Raw genomic sequence first — 17219 nt, forward strand, 5'->3', positions numbered from 1 at the left:
CGGCGTGCCACTGGGCGACGCCCAGGTGGTACTCGGTGAGCGGGGTCGCGGGCGCGGTCTCCAGCATGTCCCGCCAGTGCGGGGCGACGAGGGTCGCGCCCGGCGGCCGTACCCGGCGCGGCTCGGGGAAGGAGCCGGTGCGCAGCAGCTCCCGCCAGGGTGCCTGCTCGTCGCCGAGCGTGTGCTCGCCGAAGGGGGTACCGGGCAGCTTCCGGTCGGTGCGCAGCACCTCGAGCGCGCCCCAGCCGGATCCGGTGGCGAGGATCTCGTCGGGCTCGGTGTCGGCGTGCGCCTTCCAGGTCACGTGGGCGGCTTCGACGGCGGCCCGTGGAAGGACCGATTCGAGCCGTTGCTCCGCCCCGTCCAGCACCGCGTCCCACTCGCCCTCGGGCGGTGCGCTCAGCGGTCCGTACGCCTCCAGCCAGGACACCTCGCTCTCCGCCGCCAGGCTCACATGCTCCAGCTGGGTGCGGGCCAGTCCGGCCTGTATCTCGCAGTAGCCCTCCGTGCCGGGCTCGGTGAGCCACTCCTGCCAGCGCCGTCCGCCGGGCCCCGTGCCCCACACGAACAGCTTGCGGCCGCGCAGCTCGTCCGTGGACGTCTGCACCAGTCCGTGCCCGTCGCCGTCGAGCGCTGCGATCCAGCGCCGCCGCCCGTCGGGGACGTCGTAGAAGTAGTCGGCGGCGAAGGTGCTGTGCAGCGGGTACGTGCGGTCGGTCCCGTCGTGCGCGGGGACCGGCACCCGGCTCAGCCGGCGCTCGTAGCCGAAGTGCCAGGCCGCGGCCGCGGGGGCGAGGACCCGGCGTTCCTCGGGCACGGCGATGTTGGACCACCAGTAGGTGGGCACGGGGTGCTCGTGGGGGTTGCGGACGCGGACGCCGACGTAGAGGAAGTCGGAGCCCTCCGGCAGCCACAGGTCGATCTGGAACGGCAGGTCGCGCAGCCGTTCCCACTCCCACAACCGGAGCATCTCCCCGCCGTCCGGGGCGGGGACGCGGGCGGCGTGCAGGGGTGAGCAGGAGAGGGTGGTGTGGCCGGTGGCGCCGATGTTCCACTCGATGCCGCCGGAGTACCAGGCACCGTTGAGAGCGAAGTTGGCGGGCTGCAACACCGGGTTGCGGTAGAGGAGTTCGCGACCGGTGGGCTTGTGCAGGAGCGAGGCGATCCGGCCGCCGAGGGCGGGCAGCACCGTGGCGCGCAGCCGGTCGTTCTCGAGGATCAGGGCGTCGGTCCGCAGCGGTTCGCGGGCCCGTCCGTATCCGTCGCGCACGGGCACGGGCAGCAGGCTGTGCAGCGGCGCGTGGCCGATCTGCCGGGCCATGTCGGCCGGGAGATTCTCCCGGTCCCGCTCGTCGATGCGGTGCATCTCGTCGAGCGGGCGCAGCGGGGGCAGCGGGTTGTCGGGGCCCGGCAGCGCGGCGGGCAGTGTCACTACGTCGCGTCGGATCGTCGTCACGATCACCATGGAACCCGGCAACCGTGGCGCTGACCAGGGGAGCTGCCGGTCAGGATTGCGCAAAGGCGGCCCGGGGCGGGTCCGGCGCCGGGCCGGGGGATATTCCGCGTGCGGTCCGTCGTCGCCGACATAGAGTCGGGTGCGGGGAGACCGGACAAGGAGACGGAACAGCACATGAGCGAGCAGCACACCTACCGGGTGATCGTCCGGGGCACCTGGGACGGCCTCACCGACGAGGCGCGTGCCCGGCTGCTCGCCGAGGCCGGCGAGCACGGGATGACCAGCATGCGGTTCTGCGAGGAGGGCTCGCTGTCGTACGAGCCGTCGCCGCTGAAGCACTTCTCGATGCGCTACGTCGTGGTGTCGGACGCGGCGGACGGCGAGGAGATGGCGGGCGCGATCGCCGAGGACCGCGCGGAGCGCACGCTGCGGGAGGCGGGTTACGGCTTCGGCGCGCTGAAGTCGACGGTGACGGACCTCGACACGATGAAGGTCAACCGGAAGCCCTCATCTCGGCGGTGATCGCCCAGCGTTCGTGGTCCCGCCAGGCGCCGTCGATGAAGAGCATCTTCGGCGAGAAGCCCTCCAGCCGGAAGCCGCAGCTGCGGGCGAGGGCGATCGAGGCGGTGTTGGCGGGCTGCGCGTTCACCTCCAGCCGGTGCAGCCGCATCGGCCCGAAGGCGTGTCCGATCACGAGGTCCAGTCCCTCGCGCATCAGTCCGCGCCCGGCGCCGTGCGCGAAGGCGCCGTAGCCGAGGGCACCGCTGAGGAAGGCGCCCTCGACGATGTTGTTGATGTTGACGAACCCGGCGATGGCCCCGCCGTCGTCCTTGTCGCAGACCAGGAACCCGGCCTTGGTCCGGTCAGTGATCAGCCGGCCCGCGTAGGCGGTGTACGCGTCGGCGGTGTCCGGCGGGAACAGCCACGGATGGTGCAGGTCCTTGCTCTCCCGGGCCCGGGCGGTGAACTCGGCGCCGTCCTCGTAACGGAAGTGGCGTATGCCCACGCGAGGGCCCTCGGCGAGGTAGCGGGATGCGGTGTGCGGCATCCCGTCACTCTACGACGCTCGCACCACACCCGCCGGAGGCGTCCGGCCCCGGGTCCTGCCGTCCGGATCGGCCCCCGCCACGCGAGGACGATCGGCCGGGGCCCGCCCGCTCAGCGCAGCGCCGGCTCGTCGAAGGTCAACGTGCCCGCCTCCGCGTCGAGTTCACCGCTCAGGCCGAAGGGGACCGTCAACGCCCCCTCGCCGTGCCCGAAGCCGAGTTCCTCGACGACGGGGACTCCCAGGCCGCCGAGGCGGTCGGCGAGGACGGCGCGCACCGCGTCGTAGGGGCCGCAGCCGGCCCAGGAGCCCAGCGCGACGCCGGTGACGCCGTCGAGCCAGCCGGTGCGCAGGAGTTGGGTCAGCATCCGGTCGATGCGGTACGGCTGCTCGCCGACGTCCTCCAGCATCAGCAGCCCGCCCCGGGCGTCCGGGCGGGCGTGCGGCGTGCCCAGGTCGGAGACGAGCATGCTCAGACAGCCGCCGAGCGTGACACCGCGCGCCCGGCCGGGGACGAGTGCGCCGCCGGAGGTGAGGGTGCGGACCTTCTCGGGCGCGAACAGCGTGTCCCGCAGGTGTTCCTGCGCCCGCGCGTGCTTGATGAAGTCCACGCCCGCGGCGGCGGGCCCGTGCAGGGTGACCAGGCCCAGCCGGGTGGCGAAGGCCTGATGCAGCACCGTGATGTCGCTGAAGCCGACGAACACCTTCGGGCCCGCCGCCCGCATCGCCCGCCAGTCGAGCAGGTCGACCATCCGCTGGGCCCCGTACCCGCCGCGCGCACAGCACGGCGTCGACGGCCGGGTCGCACCAGGCGGCCTGGAGGTCGGCGGCACGGTCCGCGTCCGTACCCGCGAGGTGGCCCAACGCGCCGTGCCGGTCCAGCACATGGGGTGCGGCCACCGGATCGAGGCCGAAGCCGCGCAGCACGTCGAGCCCGGCCTGGAGCCGTTCCTCGGCGACGGGTCCGCTGGGCGCCACGACGGCCACCCGGGCGCCCGGGGCGAGCCGGGCCGGGCGCAGGAGTTGCTTCATCCGGCCAGCTCCAGGGTCGGGGCGTCCGGCGGATTCAAACCGAACACCATTGAATAGAGGGCGAGTTCGGCCTCCAGGGCGCGCACCATGGTCTCGGCCCGCCGGAATCCGTGCCCCTCCCCCTCGAAGGCGATGTAGGCGTGCGGCACCCCCCGGCCGCGCATCCGCTCCAGGAAGCGTTCGCACTGCGCGGGCGGGCAGATCACGTCGTCCAGCCCCTGGAGCAGCAGGAAGGGCGCGGTGACTTGGTCGGCGTGCTCGGCCGGGGAGCGCTGCGCGTACCGGGCGGGCACCTCGGCGAGCGGCCCGACCAGGGTCTCCAGGTAGTGCGACTCGAAGTCGTGGGTCTCCCCCGTGGCCCAGCCGGCCAGGTCGAGGATGGGGTAGATGATCGTGCCGCAGGCGTAGACGTCGGTGCTCGTGAGGGAGGCCGCGGTGGTCCAGCCGCCGGCGCTGCCGCCGCGGATGGCGAGCCGGTCCCGGTCGGCGGTGCCCTCCTCGGCGAGGGCGAGGGCGACGGCCGCGCAGTCCTCGACGTCGACGACGCCCCACTGCTCGCGCAGCCGGTTGCGGTACTCGCGGCCGTACCCGGTCGAGCCGCCGTAGTTGACCTCGGCGACCCCGATGCCGCGCGAGGTGAAGTAGGCGATCTCCAGGTCCAGCACCAGCGGCGCGTGTCCGGTGGGGCCGCCGTGCGCCCAGACCACGTACGGGGGCAGTTCGTCGGCCGGCGCGGTGTGATCGGGGTGGTGCGGCGGGTAGACGTGCGCGTGGATCTCGCGCCCCTCGGGGCCGGTGAAGGTGCGGATCAGCGGCTCGGGGTAGTGGGCCGGGTCCGCCGCGTCCTGGTGCGCGCAGCCGATCACCCGGGCCCGCCCGGTGCGGGTGTCGAGCTCGACAACCTCGTAGGCGCTGCGCGGGCTGGCGCCGACGGCCACCACCCGCTGGCCGTGCACCGCGAGGGTGGGGGCGAACTCGGTCCAGGGACCGGCCGCGTCGACGACCTCACCGGTCTCGGGGTCCAGTATGCCGAGGGCGGTCGCGCCGCGGCCGTGCACCACGGCGACCAGTCCGTTGTCCAGCGGCGCGAACCACTGGTACCCGAGCTTCCACAGGGGACCGCCGAACTCCTCCTCGCGGGGACAGAGCGGCTCGCCGTCCCGGTAGAGGTTCCACCAGCCGCCGCGGTCGCTCGCGTACAGCAGCCGGCCGTCCGCCGACCAGTCGGCCTGGGCGATGGACTCCTCGGGACCGCCGGCCACCGTCCGTACCTGCTGGAACGTTCCGTCGTCGGTCACGTCCGCGACGACCAGCTCGGTGCCGTCCCAGGGCATCCGCGGATGGTCCCAGGCCAGCCAGGCGGCCCGCCGGCCGTCCGGGGACAGCCGTGGTCCGGTGACGAACCGCTGCCAGGCCTCGGTCAGCTCCCGCACGGCGCCCCGGTCCTCGGCGGCCGAGCCGTCCAGCGGCACGGCGACCGGCACCCGGCGGACGTCGGTGGACGCGTCGCCGGTGAACTCCTCCAGGACGCACCACACCTCACCGAGCTCCGGGCGCAGCTGCGGCTGCGCCCAGCGCAGTCCGTCGCCCACCGGGGAGACGGGGGTGAGCGGGCGCGGCTCGCCGCCGGGCTCGTACCGGTAGAGCCGCTGGTCGGCGAAGTTCACGAACACCACAAGCGGTACACCGTCGCGCACGGTCCCGGCCCAGGGGTGCCCGCCGTACTCGATGACGCGGCTGCGCACGTTCCACGGCGCGGCCAGCACGGACTCCTCGGTGCCGTCGGCGCGCCGGCGCACCAGGGTGCGGCGGCCGCCCTCGGCGGGCCGGGGCTCGGTCCACCAGACCTCGTCGCCGACGAACCCGACGTACTCGGGGTGCCCGTCGTGGGCGGCCGCCAGGGCCGCCCCGATGGGCGAGGGCCAGGAACCGTATGCCAGGGTCTGCACGCTCTCCCCCACTCGCCTAGACCGTCCGCAGGAACCGGTCGAGAACACGGACGCCGAAGTGGAGTGCCTCCACCGGGACCCGTTCGTCGACACCGTGGAAGAGGGCCTGGTAGTCGAAGCCCTCCGGCAGCTTCAGCGGCGCGAACCCGTACCCGGTGATGCCCAGCCGTGAGAACTGCTTGGCGTCCGTGCCGCCGGACATGCAGTACGGCACCACATGGCCCTCGGGCGCGAACTCCTCGACCGCGGCCCGCATCCGCGCGAACGTCGGGGAGTCCACCGGCGCCTGGAGGGCGACCTCCCGGTGCTCGAACTCCCACTCCACGTCGGGTCCGGTCAGGAGGTCCAGGGTGCTGCGGAACTCGTCCTCGCCGCCGGGCAGGAAACGCCCGTCGACATACGCGACGGCCTCGCCCGGGATGACGTTGAGCTTGTACCCGGCGTCCAGCATGGTCGGGTTGGCGCTGTTGCGGACGGTCGCCTCGACGAGCTTGGCGGCCGGACCGAGCTTGCCGAGCAGCCCGTCCACGTCGGACAGGTCGGCGTCGACGCCGTACAGGGCGGCGAGTTCGGTGAGGGCGGCGCTCACCGTCGGGGTGAGCCTGAGCGGCCACTCGTGCTCGCCGATGCGGGTGACCGCGGCCGCCAGCCGGGTCACCGCGTTCTCCCGGTTGACCTTGGAGCCGTGCCCGGCCCGCCCGCGCGCGGTCAGCTTCAGCCAGCCCGTGCCCCGCTCGCCGGCGGCGATGGGATAGATCTGGCGGCCGCCGCCGTCGTGGAAGGTGAACGCGCCCGACTCGCTGACGCCCTCCGTGCACCCCTCGAACAGCCCGGCGTGCCGGTCGGCGAGGAAGCCGGAGCCGTCCTCGGCGCTGGCCTCCTCGTCCGCGGTGAACGCCACGACGACGTCCCGGCGGGGCCGGACCCCGTTGCGCGCCCAGTCCCGGACCACGGCCAGGATCATCGCGTCCATGTTCTTCATGTCGACCGCGCCGCGGCCCCAGACGACCCCGTCGCGCACCTCGCCGGAGAACGGATGCACGCTCCAGTCCTCGGCCTGCGCGGGCACCACGTCGAGGTGACCGTGGACGAGCAGCGCCTCCGCCGAGGGGTCGGTTCCCTCGATGCGGGCCACGACGTTCGTCCGCCCCGGGGTGCGCTCCAGCAGGACGGGTTCGAGTCCCGCGCCGGCCAGCTGCTCGGCGGCGTACTCGGCGGCGGGCCGCTCCTGGCAGTCCCCGCCGCCCCGGTTGGTGGTGTCGATCCGGATCAGGTCGGACGTGAACCGGACGACCTCGTCGAGTGCCTGCTGGTCAGCCATACTGTTCCTCCACCGCGGCCGAGACGATCGTGGTGACCGCCTTGAAGCTGCGGATTCCCTCGTACATGGTGTCGCTGGTGTAGGCGACCTTGCGCTCCCCGGTCCGCTCCACGCCCGGCACGACGGTGGCCGCCATCGCCAGGTGCTCCGCGTCGAACTCCAGGGCGATCGTGAAGGGCCCGGCGGAGACCGGTTCGTGGCGCACCGCGAGCGCGGCCGCCTCCTTGGCCGCCGCCCGGATGTCGGCGGCGGTCCTGGCGGGGGTACGGCACACGGCCGCGTACCGCGACACATGGTCCTTGACCGCGACCTTCAGTGCCCCGGGCGCGTACCCGAGAGCGTCCTCGCAGGCCACGTCGTCGCCGGTGACCAGGATGACCGGCACCCCGTACTCGGCGACGACATGCGCGTTGAGCAGGCCCTCGCTGGCCCGTACGTCGTTCAGCCACACCCCGGTGATGGAGTTCGCGAGGTAGGTGTGGGCCAGGACGCCCTCCGCGCCGGCGCCCGCGTGGTAGCCGACGAAGGCGATGCCGTCCACGTCGCCGTGCTGCACGCCCTCCACCATGGACAGCGACTTGTGCCGCCCGGTGAGCATCTCGGCGCGCTCGTCGAGCCGCTCCAGGAGCAGGTTGCGCATGCTCCAGTGGGCCTCGTTGACGAGCACCTCGTCGGCGCCGCCGTCGAAGAAGCCGAGCACGGCGGCGTTCACGTCCGAGGTGAACATGCCACGGCACCGCTCCCACTGCGGGGTCCCCGGGAGCACGTCGGCCGGCCAGGTGACGCCGGTGGCACCCTCCATGTCGGCGCTGATCAGGATCTTCATGGTCCGCCACGTTACGCGCCGACGGCAGAACGGGCCAGGATCCGTTCCCGCCGACGGCCCGCCCGCGCCCCGGCCGGCCCTCCGGCGGCACCCGGCACGGGCGCTGCGGGAGAGCCGGGAGCAGGCCGGGGCGCACGGGTGCTCGTGCGCCCGGACGCTCAGGCCGTGAGGGCCAGGACGACGGACGCGGCCGCCGGAGCCGCGTACAGCAGGGGGAACGGCACGTGCGAGAACCAGCGGGCCCGGACCACGGTGACCACCGCCCCGGCGAAGTACAGCACCAGGCCGATCCCGGCCAGCACGCCGAGCGGCCGCACGAGCAGACCCGCCAGCAGACCGGCCGCGCCCGCGGCCTTGGCGAGACCCAGCGGGGTCCACCACGAGCGGGGCACCCCGTACTGCGTCAGCGGCTCGACCACCCAGGCCACGCGCAGCAGGAGGGAGGCGGCGGAGAAGCCCGCCATAGCGGCTCCCAGAACGGTGACGACGACATACGCAGGGGACATGGCAGGCTCCTCATCGGTGGCGCCCGGTACGGATCCGGGCGGCTTCCGCAACTTCCGTCACCGCCCTGACGCCACGCGGCCGGGGAGTGTGACCGGAGGAGACGGCACCGACGGGTGACCGTGGTCACATCTCGCGAGGGCCGCGCTCGCGGCGGTCACCTCGCCCGGCCCACCCCTCGGTGCTCACCTCACGACGGCCCCCCACGCGGTGGTCACCCCGCGCCGCCCACCACCAGCCACTTCGACGGCAGCTCGACCCGGGTGCCGTCCGGCATGAACTCGGTGGTGAACAGCGGGAGTTCGCCGCTCGCGAGGACGGTGAGACCGGCCGCGGCCAGGTGGCCGGGGACCGCGTCGTCCTTCACCTTCATGGGGGCGATGCCGTGCCGGAAGATCGGCGCGAGCTTCGGCGGCGGGCCCGACGGGCTCTGGGCCAGGCCGCCCAGCACGGCGCCGGCCGCCTCCACCGGCTCGACCAGGAACGCCCGGCCGCGTTCCCCGACGAGCGCGGCGATCCCGTCCACCAGGGACTGTCTGCCGTCGGGCTCGCACTGGTGCAGCACGCCGCGCATATAGACGTTGACGTCGCCGAGTTCGGCGTGGAGGGACTCCGTCGCGCTCTTGTCCGAGGCGTCGAGCAGCCGGTACGACGCCCGGCCCACGGGGTCCGCGCGGCGGGCGTGCTCCAGCGCCGCGGGGGCCAGGTCGGCGCCGACGACCTGCGGGAAACGGTCGGCGAGGAAACGGGTCTGGGTGCCGTTGCCGCAGCCGAGGTCCACCAGGGGCAGTCCGGGATCGGTCAGATACGGCTCGAAGAAGGCGAGTTGGGGTCCGACGGTGAGCGTGGGCTCGGCATCCCAGAACACGGCTCCCGGTTCATCGGAGGCCTCTTGCCAGAACCCTTCCCAGGCCTCTCGGTACCGACTGGTCACGCTCATGCCCAACTCCCCAGGATCCGAAGCCGATCCGCCATAAGTGACGGGCCGGTACGGTCTATCGCTCCCGGAGCACGGCGACAAGTGCGGTGGCCGTTCCTTCACACCACGTTCGAGCCGCGTACGCCGACGCGCGCCGGACGCACCCGTCGGACAGCGGGGCAGGGCCGGTTCGGTGGCTGGGCAAGGCCGTTCAGCGGTGGGGCAGGGTCAGTTCGAACCAGACGGTCTTGCCCGCGCCCCTGCGGCTGGTGCCCCATTCGCGGGCCAGTGCGCTCACCACACGCAGTCCGCGCCCGCGCTCGTCGTCCGGACCGGCGCTGAGCAGGCTGGGCAGGTCGTGGTCGTCGTCGTCCACCTCGCACAGCAGTGACTCCCCGTACACCAGGCGCAGGACGACCGGCCGGCCGTGCGAGTGGCGTACGGCGTTGGTGACGAGTTCGCCGACCAGTAGCTCGGCGTTCGCGGCCTGCCGGGCCAGGCCCCAGTCGTGCAGCTGCTCACGGACCGCGGCGCGGGCCCGGCGGACCTCGGCCGGGTCGAGGGCGAGCCGCCACTCGGCGACCTGGTCGGGGGCGATGCCGTTGAGCCGGGCCATCAGCAGGGCCACGTCGTCCTTGCGGCCGCCGCGGGTGTTCAGGGCGCGGATGATCGTGTCGCAGGCGTCGTCCATCGAGGCCGCCGGGTGGGCGGCGGACTCGCAGAGCGTCGCCAGCCCCACGCCGATGTCCTCGCCGCGCATCTCCACCAGCCCGTCGGTGCACATCACCAGCCGGTCGCCGGGTTCCACGCGCACCCGCACCGACTCGAAGGGAACCCCGCCGACGCCGATCGGCGCGCCGGTGGGCAGGTCGAGCAGTTCGCTGCGCCCGTTCCCGGCGCGGACCAGGACCGGCGGGATGTGGCCCGCGTTGGCGAGGTGCAGTTCGCCCGCGACCGGGTCGTAGACGGCGTACAGGCAGGTCGCGAGGTAGCCGTCGCCGAGCCGCTGGGCGAGGTCGTCGAGGTTGCGCAGCAGCTGTGCGGGCGGCAGGTCGAGCGCGGCCATGGTCTGTACGGCGGTGCGCAACTGCCCCATCATCGCGGCCGAGTTCAGGCCGTGGCCCATGACGTCGCCGACGACCAGGGCGGTGCGGGCGCCGGGCAGCTTCACGGAGTCGAACCAGTCGCCGCCGATCCGCCCCAGCAGGGTGCCGGGCAGGTAGCGGGTGGCGATGTCGCAGCCCGCCATGCGCGGCGGGATGTGCGGCAGCATGCTGTCCTGGAGGGTCTCGGCGACGCTCTCCTGGTAGGTGTACATGCGCGCGTTGTCGAGCACCAGGCCCGCGCGGGCGGCGAGTTCGGCGCCGGTGACCCGGTCCATGTCGTTGAACTCGACGCGCTCGGGATGACGCAGCAGGATCATGAAGCCGAGCACCACGTCGCGTGCCTTCAGCGGGACGACCAGCATCGAACGACCGGTGATCAGCGGCCGGATGTCGCGCTTCTCGAACTGCGCGGCGATCGCGTGCCCCATCTGCTCGCTGATCCGCGGCACCAGCACCGGCTGCCCGCTGGTCATGCACTGGAAGAACGGGGTGTGCGCCGGGAACGGCATGGCCTCGCCGACCGGCACCACGTCGTCCCAGCGGCCGGGTTCGTCGGTGTGCTCCAGGGCCACCCGGTGCCACATGGTCGTCGTGTCGGGTACGCCGTCCGGGAACCCCTCGCCGGCGACGACCTGTTCGCGCAGATAGGTGCCGGCGACGTCGGTGAAGCGGGGCACGACGGCCTTGCTGACCTCGGTGATGGTCCTCGCCAGGTCGAGGGAGCTGCCGATCCTGCCGCTGACCTCGGTGAGGAACTCCAGGCGTTCGCGGACGGCGGCGTACTCCAGGTCCTCGGCCTCGTCGGCGGAGTCCGCGGGCAGGGGCAGGCCCTGCGCCACCGCACGGGCGGCCCGCTCACGCCGCGCCTTGCGCTCGGCGCGCCGGGGCACGCCCCAGTCGGGAGTGACGGGCACCCGGTCGTTCTGGCTGAACTCCATGACCGGATAGCCCAGTTCGAGGACCTGGGCGACGATCCGGGCGCCCTCGCCGACGCTCATGCTGGGCAGGATCTCGGGCAGCCGCCGGGCGAGCTCGTCGGCGCCGGGGAAGTCGGTGTGCAGGGCGAAGGCGGGGGCGATGCGCTCGAAGTCGGCACCGGCGTCGGGCTGGTCGGGGCGCAGCCCGTCCGCGTCGGCGGCCAGCACCAGCAGCCGCTCGGTGCCGGGGCCCACCAGCGGGTACGCCCACCACAGCACGTCGACGCGGTCGCGCTCGGGCACACTGAGGCGGGCGCGTCCGGCTGCCGGGTAGGACAGTTGGCCGTCCAGCGAGGACTCCAGGTCGGGGCCGAGGCCGTCGTCCGCCGCGTACCCGTCGAACGGGGTGAGGGCGTCGCGCTCGGGGAGAGCGCCGGAGACCGGGAGCAGGTCGAGGGCGGGCCGCCCGATCGCCTCCTCCTTGGGCGCGCCGAACAACCGGCGTGCGCCCCTGCTCCAGTGCGAGACCAGACCCTCCCGGTCCACGACGACCACGGCCAGCGGGACGCGCCCGGCCGCGACGTGACCCGCGGGAGGTGCGCCCCTCTCGGTGCCACGGTCGGTGCCACGGTCGGCGCCACGATCCATGGTCCAGGCCCTCTCTCCCCACGGCTCCGCAAGATCTGTGCGGCCATCCTTCACCGTACGGGGGCGGCCGCCGGGGATGTGGGGCATTTCTGGAATTCGTTCCACCGCACCGCTCCGGCGCGCAGGCCCGCGCCCCTCCCCCGGCCCGGGCGCGCGGTTCGCCCCCTGTTCCCACCGCCCCGGTGGGGCCGGCGCCCCGCGCGGCGCCGGGTCAGTCCTCGTGGCCGAGCTGGAGGTCGCGTTCGGTGCGCCCGCCGCCCGCCATGTGCAGCACGGTGGCCACGGGCGGATACCCGGCCGCGATCACGGTGTACTCGCCGGAGGACAGGTCGACGAACCGGAACGTTCCGTCGGGTCCGGTGGTGAGGGTGTCGACGACGTTGCCCGCCGCGTCGAGCAGGGTCACCCGCGCGTCCTCGACGGCCCTGCCGCCGCCGGCCCGCACGGTGCCGCGCAGCACGGCGCCGCCCGCGAGCTCGACGTCCTGGCGGGTCTCGCGCGAGGCCTGGACGGTGACGGGCAGGGCGGCCGGCCGGAAGGCGGGCGCGCTGGCGGCGAGGGTGTACTCGCCGGCCACCAGCTCGGTGATGACATAGCCGCCGTCGCGCCCGCTGCGGGTGGTGCCGACGACCTCGCCGTGGACGTTGGTGAGGGTGACCGCGGCGTCCCGGACGGGGGTGCCGTCCGCGGTCAGTACGGCGCCCGCCAGGCGTCCGGCGCCGCCGAGGACGACGTCCAGCTCGACGGGACGCTCGCCGACGGTCACCTGGACTGCCTGCGGCTGGTGCCCGCCCGCGGCGGCGATCAGGACGTACGATCCGCTGCCCGGCGTGGACAGGGCGTACCGTCCGTCCTCGCCGCTGGCGCCCCGGCCGATCTGTGCGCCCAGGACGTCGATGAGGGTGAGGGCGGCCCGCGGGACGGCGGTGCCGTCGGGGTGCTGCACGGTGCCGCAGACGGGGATGCCCGCGGTGTGCGGCGAACGGGCGTGCGGGACGGCGGCGTTCGCCCGGGCGGACTCCGGTGCCGTGCCGTTCGCGGGGGTCTGATGGGAGGCTGCGCTGGTCAACAGGGGGGTCTCCTTGAGGAAGCAGGCGATGAGCAGGCCGAGGACGAGCACCGGCACCAGGTACAGGAAGATCCGCGGCATGGCGTCGGCGTAGGCCCTGATGTAGGCGTCGCGCAGCGCCGGGGGCAGCGCGTGGACCAGCTGCGGGGTGAGGGACTGCGGGTCGGGCAGGCGGGCGCCCGCGTGTGCGGGCAGCCGCCGCGCGAGGGCGTCGGCGAGCCGGTCGGCGAAGAGGGTGCCGAAGACCGCCGCGCCGACGCTGCCGCCGATCTGCCGGAAGTAGTTGTTGGCGCTGGTGGCGGTGCCGAGGTCGGCGGGGCGCACGGAGTTCTGCACGGCGAGGACCAGCACCGGCATCACCATGCCGATGCCGGCGCCGAGGACGGCCATCCAGATGCTGTAGTGCAGCCGGGGCGTGTCGATCTCCAGCCGGGACAGCAGCCACATGCCGAGGGCGGAGAGCGCGCCGCCGAGGACGGGGTAGATCCGGTAGCGGCCGGTGCGGCTGATGAGCTGCCCGGAGACGATGGAGGCGACGACGATGCCGCCCATCATGGGCAGCATGAGCAGCCCGGACCCGGTGGCGCTGGCTCCGTCGACCATCTGGAGGAAGGTGGGCAGATAGCTCGCGGCGCCGAACAGGGCGACGCCGACGACCAGGCCGACCAGGGCGGTGACGTTGAAGACGGGGTCCCGCAACAGCCGCAGCGGCAGGAGGGGTTCGACGGCGTGGTGCTCGGTGAGCAGGAACAGGACGGTGGCGACGGCCGCTCCGGCGCCGAGTCCGAGGATGACGCGCGAGCCCCAGGCGTACTCGGTGCCGCCCCAACTGGTCAGCAGGACCAGGCAGGTGGAGGCCGTGGCGAGCAGCAGGGCGCCGAGGACGTCGAAGCGTGCCCGGACGCCGGGCCTGGGCAGTTCGAGGACGACGGTGACGACGGCGAGTGTCAGCAGGCCGAAGGGGACGTTGACGTAGAAGCAGTACCGCCAGGAGAGGTGGTCGGTGAAGTAGCCGCCGAGCAGCGGGCCGGCCACCGAGGCCAGTCCGAAGGCGGCTCCGATCAGGCCCATGTAGCGGCCGCGCTGCCGGGGCGGCACGATGTCCGCGATGATCGCCTGCACGCCGATCATGAGTCCGCCGGCACCGACGCCCTGCACGGCGCGGAAGGCGATCAGCTGGTCCATGCTCTGCGCGCGGCCGGCCAGCGCGGAGCCGATGACGAAGACGACGATCGCGAACTGGAAGACGCCCTTGCGGCCGAGGAGGTCGCCGAGCTTTCCGTAGACGGGGAGCCCGATCGTGGCGGTGAGCAGATAGGCGGTGATCGCCCAGGACATCCGGTCCAGGCCGTGCAGCTCGCCGACGATCTTCGGGAGCGCGGTGGCGACGATCATCTGCTCCAGGGCGGCCAGCAGCAGCGCGAGCATCAGCGCGCAGAAGATCAGGCGCACCCGGCGCGGGGCGGGTCCGGCGGCCGCTGCGGGGCCTGCGGCGGGGGTGTCCGGGGGCGCCGTCACCGGGCCGTCCTTGACCAGAGTGATCCCGCCCACGTGCCGCTCCCCTCGTCGCACCCGCTGCGCGATTGCCGCTTAAAGCGACAACTGCGGGCAAGTGCGACGAGTTACGGCACGGCGGCAACCGTCGAGGAGATCCACCCGAACCGGTGAGGCAGGCAACGCCCCCTCGGATCCGGCTCCTTGGCTCGCGGGAAGGCTACTTCTCCATCTCCGCGGCGAGGTTGGCGAGGATCGCGTCGTAGATCCGGCCGAGTCCCTTGGGCGCGAAGGTCTTCTCGAAGAAGCCGCCGATGCCGCCGGCCCCCTTCCAGGTGGTGGTCACGACGACACGGCAGGAGCCCTCGCCCGCCGGGGTGACCCGCCAGGTGGTGACCATGGAGGAGTTGCGGTCCCGCTCGACGAGTTCGCCGTCGGTCGGCTCGCTGACCTCCAGCAGGCAGTCGCGGACCCGCTTGCTGGTGGCCTGGAGCTTCCAGTGGACGAGGGTGCCCTCTCCGTCGCCGCCCTCGCGCACCTCGTACTCGCTGAAGTGTTCGGGCAGGAGCTTGCCGCGCGTGCCGGTGTAGTCGGCGAGGGCGTCGAACACGTTCTCCGCGTTCGCCGCGACGACCCGCTCCGTGGTGGCCTCGACCTGCGCCATTTGCTTCCTCCAGCACCTGAGTTCTCGGGGTTGGAGCAAGCCAACCACCCCTGTCCCCGGCCGCTCAAATCGGGGTCTCGGAAGTGATCGCACGGTGCGCACGAGGCGATCGGGATTGACACTCGCACGATCACGGGAACACATGTTCTAATCTGGGGGCGACGCCGCCGAGGAGGTGTCACCCGCGGGCCGGCCCACCGCCGGCTCACCGCCCACCTCCGCACGCTTCTCGGTGGCCCGATTCGGCCGGAGAGGTTCGATGCTCAGCACACCGGACGCAGACAACGCCTGGAAAGGCATGGCGAGGGCGATCCCGAGCCTGGAACCGCCCCGCAGGGAGGCGGGGAAGGCAGCCTACGCCGCGCTGTTCCAGGGCGAGGGCGGGCACCCCGGCCACGGCGCCGCGGCCGAGCAGTGGCTGCTGCTGCGCGAACGTACGAGCAGACGCCTGTCCGACGCCCTCTGACGCCTTCTGACGCTTCGTCCGCTGACGCTTCGTCTACTCCTCGACCCCAGGGCGTTCGAGGGCATCAGGCGGACCAATTGGGTCAATTATTGCGATAACGCGTTCTTCCGAGCGTATTTTCCGGGACGATGCGGCGTGGATCGTGAACCTCGCGGTCCGACCCCCTCCGTCCTGGGAGCACTCCACATGAGAAAACGCGCAGCCGTGCTGTGCGGTGCCGCCGTCGTCATGGCCGGAACGCTCACAGCCGTGCCCGCCGACGCGAGCCCGTCGCCGACCGCGGGATCCGTCCACGCCGCCGAGGTCACCTGGAAGAAGTGCGGCACGACCGACTACCCGGCGCTCCAGTGCGCGTCCCTCAAGGTGCCGCTCGACCACGCGAATCCGCGGGGCCGGCAGATCTCGCTCGCACTGTCCCGGATCCCGCACACCGCGAAGAAGTACCAGGGCCCCCTGCTGGTCAACCCCGGCGGCCCGGGAGGCAGCGGGCTCACGCTCGCCGGGTTCGTCGCGAAGTCGCTGCCCAAGGCGGTGGCGGCGCAGTACGACGTGGTCGGGTTCGACCCGCGCGGAGTGGGCAAGAGCAAGCCCGCCCTCGACTGCAGGCCGGGTCACTTCAAACCGGTGCGCCCGGACACGGTGCCCGTCACCCCGGCCCTGGAGCGGGCCGACCTGAACCGCGCCAAGGCGTTCGCCGCCGCCTGCGGCAAGAAGTACGCGGATGTGCTGCCGTACATCGACACCGTCAGCGCCGTACGGGACATGGACTCCATCCGGCAGGCCCTGGGCGCCCGCAAGCTCAACTACTTCGGCTACTCGTACGGCACCTACCTCGGCGCCGTGTACGCCAGGCTCTTCCCGCAGCACGTGCGCCGCCTGGTCCTCGACTCCATCGTCGACCCCACCGGCGTCTGGTACGACGACAACCTCGGCCAGGACCACGCCTTCAACGACCGCCACCGGGCGCTGATGCGCTGGATCGCCAAGTACGACAAGACGTACAAGCTCGGCACCGACCCGGACAAGGTCGAGGCCAAGTGGTACGCGATGCGGGCGGCGCTGGCGAAGAAGCCGGCCGACCGCAAGGTGGGGGCCTCCGAACTGGAGGACACCTTCATGCCCGGCGGCTACTACAACGGCTACTGGCCCTACCTCGCCGAGGCGTTCTCGGCGTACGTGGTGAAGCACGACCCCGAGCCGCTGGTCGAGGCGTACCAGAACTTCGCCGCCGTCGACGCCTCCGGCGACAACGGCTACAGCGTCTACACCTCGGTGCAGTGCCGGGACACCTCCTGGCCGCGCGACTGGGACCAGTGGCGCAAGGACACCTGGGAGGTCTTTGAACAGGCGCCGTTCATGACCTGGAACAACGCCTGGTACAACGCGCCGTGCGCGTTCTGGCCGACGCGCTCCCGGCAGCCGGTGAACATCGCCAACGGCCAGCTGCCGCCGGTCCTGCTGTTCCAGGCGACGGACGACGCGGCCACCCCCTACCAGGGCGGCGCGACGGTCCACCGTCTGCTGGCCCGCTCCAGCCTGGTGGTGGAGCAGGGCGGCGGGAACCACGGTGTCACGCTGAGCGGGAACACCTGCCTGGACAAGCACCTGGCGGCCTATCTGTCCGACGGCACGGTGCCGCGCGGCCACGGCGAGGCCGACGCGGTGTGCAAGACCCTGCCCGACCCGAAGCCGCTCACCTCGAAGGCGGCCTCCACCTCGGCACGCGGCTCGGCCCTGCACGGCCTGCTCGGCTACCGCGGCTGACCGACCGGTCCGGCCCGCTCCCGGCCCGCCCGGACTGCC

At 73.0% G+C, this 17219-nt stretch carries 13 protein-coding genes and 1 pseudogene; 3 read left to right on the plus strand and 11 right to left on the minus strand.

Annotated features, from left to right (window positions below):
- Nucleotides 1–1465, minus strand: a 1465-nt coding sequence (locus ABT085_RS29655; protein WP_351614521.1) for a DUF5107 domain-containing protein, incomplete at its 3' end; no start/stop codon positions are given.
- A 165-nt stretch (nucleotides 1466–1630) separates the two neighbouring features.
- Between ABT085_RS29655 and ABT085_RS29660 the strand changes: the two genes are divergently transcribed.
- The gene (locus tag ABT085_RS29660; protein ID WP_351614523.1) at nucleotides 1631–1978 is read left to right on the plus strand and encodes a DUF6204 family protein; all 348 of its coding nucleotides are present in this window, start codon (nucleotides 1631–1633) and stop codon (nucleotides 1976–1978) included.
- On the opposite strand, the gene ABT085_RS29665 is transcribed toward ABT085_RS29660, so the two are convergent.
- The 10 genes and pseudogenes from ABT085_RS29665 to ABT085_RS29710 all read right to left on the minus strand — a co-directional run bounded on the left by ABT085_RS29665 (nucleotide 1950) and on the right by ABT085_RS29710 (nucleotide 14950).
- Nucleotides 1950–2504, minus strand: a complete 555-nt coding sequence (locus ABT085_RS29665) for a GNAT family N-acetyltransferase (protein ID WP_351614525.1) — start codon at nucleotides 2502–2504, stop codon at nucleotides 1950–1952. The genes ABT085_RS29660 and ABT085_RS29665 overlap by 29 nt on opposite strands.
- A 110-nt stretch (nucleotides 2505–2614) precedes the next feature.
- Nucleotides 2615–3533: pseudogene (locus tag ABT085_RS29670) on the minus strand (S66 peptidase family protein).
- Nucleotides 3530–5482: a dipeptidyl-peptidase 5 gene (locus tag ABT085_RS29675; RefSeq protein WP_351614528.1), complete on the minus strand. Its 1953-nt coding sequence runs from the start codon at nucleotides 5480–5482 to the stop codon at nucleotides 3530–3532. The pseudogene ABT085_RS29670 and the gene ABT085_RS29675 overlap by 4 nt, the downstream one beginning before the upstream one ends.
- A 16-nt stretch (nucleotides 5483–5498) precedes the next feature.
- Nucleotides 5499–6803, minus strand: coding sequence for a M20/M25/M40 family metallo-hydrolase (locus ABT085_RS29680; protein ID WP_351614531.1), 1305 nt, complete (start codon nucleotides 6801–6803; stop codon nucleotides 5499–5501).
- The gene (locus ABT085_RS29685; RefSeq protein WP_351614534.1) at nucleotides 6796–7629 is read right to left on the minus strand and encodes a M55 family metallopeptidase; all 834 of its coding nucleotides are present in this window, start codon (nucleotides 7627–7629) and stop codon (nucleotides 6796–6798) included. Before ABT085_RS29685 ends, ABT085_RS29680 begins: the two co-directional genes overlap by 8 nt.
- 158 nt (nucleotides 7630–7787) lie before the next feature.
- Nucleotides 7788–8135 carry a DoxX family protein gene (locus tag ABT085_RS29690; protein ID WP_351614536.1) on the minus strand — a complete coding sequence of 116 codons (348 nt, stop codon included), beginning with the start codon at nucleotides 8133–8135 and terminating at the stop codon, nucleotides 7788–7790.
- A 212-nt stretch (nucleotides 8136–8347) separates the two neighbouring features.
- The gene (locus ABT085_RS29695; protein ID WP_351614538.1) at nucleotides 8348–9073 is read right to left on the minus strand and encodes a class I SAM-dependent methyltransferase; all 726 of its coding nucleotides are present in this window, start codon (nucleotides 9071–9073) and stop codon (nucleotides 8348–8350) included.
- A gap of 190 nt (nucleotides 9074–9263) precedes the next feature.
- Nucleotides 9264–11723, minus strand: a complete 2460-nt coding sequence (locus ABT085_RS29700; protein WP_351614540.1) for an ATP-binding SpoIIE family protein phosphatase — start codon at nucleotides 11721–11723, stop codon at nucleotides 9264–9266.
- 211 nt (nucleotides 11724–11934) lie between these two features.
- Entirely contained in the window at nucleotides 11935–14343 is a 2409-nt protein-coding gene (locus ABT085_RS29705) for an MFS transporter (RefSeq protein ID WP_351614543.1), read from the minus strand.
- A gap of 163 nt (nucleotides 14344–14506) precedes the next feature.
- Nucleotides 14507–14950 (minus strand): SRPBCC family protein, encoded by a 444-nt coding sequence (locus ABT085_RS29710; protein WP_351614545.1) that lies wholly within the window; start codon nucleotides 14948–14950, stop codon nucleotides 14507–14509.
- 259 nt (nucleotides 14951–15209) lie between these two features.
- Here ABT085_RS29710 and ABT085_RS29715 point away from each other — a divergent pair, with 259 nt between their 5' ends.
- Both ABT085_RS29715 and ABT085_RS29720 read left to right on the plus strand, forming a co-directional pair.
- A complete protein-coding gene (locus tag ABT085_RS29715) occupies nucleotides 15210–15416 on the plus strand; it encodes a hypothetical protein (protein ID WP_351614548.1) in 207 nt (68 codons plus the stop codon).
- Nucleotides 15417–15602: 186 nt separating this feature from the next.
- Nucleotides 15603–17180: an alpha/beta hydrolase gene (locus ABT085_RS29720; protein ID WP_351614551.1), complete on the plus strand. Its 1578-nt coding sequence runs from the start codon at nucleotides 15603–15605 to the stop codon at nucleotides 17178–17180.
- Nucleotides 17181–17219: the final 39 nt, after the last annotated feature.

Origin of the sequence: Streptomyces sp. NPDC002265 (assembly GCF_040296125.1) — a bacterium.
Lineage (GTDB): Bacteria > Actinomycetota > Actinomycetes > Streptomycetales > Streptomycetaceae > Streptomyces.

Excerpts from the sequence above, each read along its gene's own strand:
- ABT085_RS29660 (WP_351614523.1), top strand. The coding sequence starts at position 1,631 with ATGAGCGAGCAGCACACCTACCGGGTGATCGTCCGGGGCACCTGGGAC.
- ABT085_RS29665 (WP_351614525.1), bottom strand. The coding sequence starts at position 2,504 with ATGCCGCACACCGCATCCCGCTACCTCGCCGAGGGCCCTCGCGTGGGC.
- ABT085_RS29680 (WP_351614531.1), bottom strand. The coding sequence starts at position 6,803 with ATGGCTGACCAGCAGGCACTCGACGAGGTCGTCCGGTTCACGTCCGAC.
- ABT085_RS29685 (WP_351614534.1), bottom strand. The coding sequence starts at position 7,629 with ATGAAGATCCTGATCAGCGCCGACATGGAGGGTGCCACCGGCGTCACC.
- ABT085_RS29690 (WP_351614536.1), bottom strand. The coding sequence starts at position 8,135 with ATGTCCCCTGCGTATGTCGTCGTCACCGTTCTGGGAGCCGCTATGGCG.
- ABT085_RS29695 (WP_351614538.1), bottom strand. The coding sequence starts at position 9,073 with ATGAGCGTGACCAGTCGGTACCGAGAGGCCTGGGAAGGGTTCTGGCAA.
- ABT085_RS29700 (WP_351614540.1), bottom strand. The coding sequence starts at position 11,723 with ATGGATCGTGGCGCCGACCGTGGCACCGACCGTGGCACCGAGAGGGGC.
- ABT085_RS29710 (WP_351614545.1), bottom strand. The coding sequence starts at position 14,950 with ATGGCGCAGGTCGAGGCCACCACGGAGCGGGTCGTCGCGGCGAACGCG.
- ABT085_RS29715 (WP_351614548.1), top strand. The coding sequence starts at position 15,210 with ATGCTCAGCACACCGGACGCAGACAACGCCTGGAAAGGCATGGCGAGG.
- ABT085_RS29720 (WP_351614551.1), top strand. The coding sequence starts at position 15,603 with ATGAGAAAACGCGCAGCCGTGCTGTGCGGTGCCGCCGTCGTCATGGCC.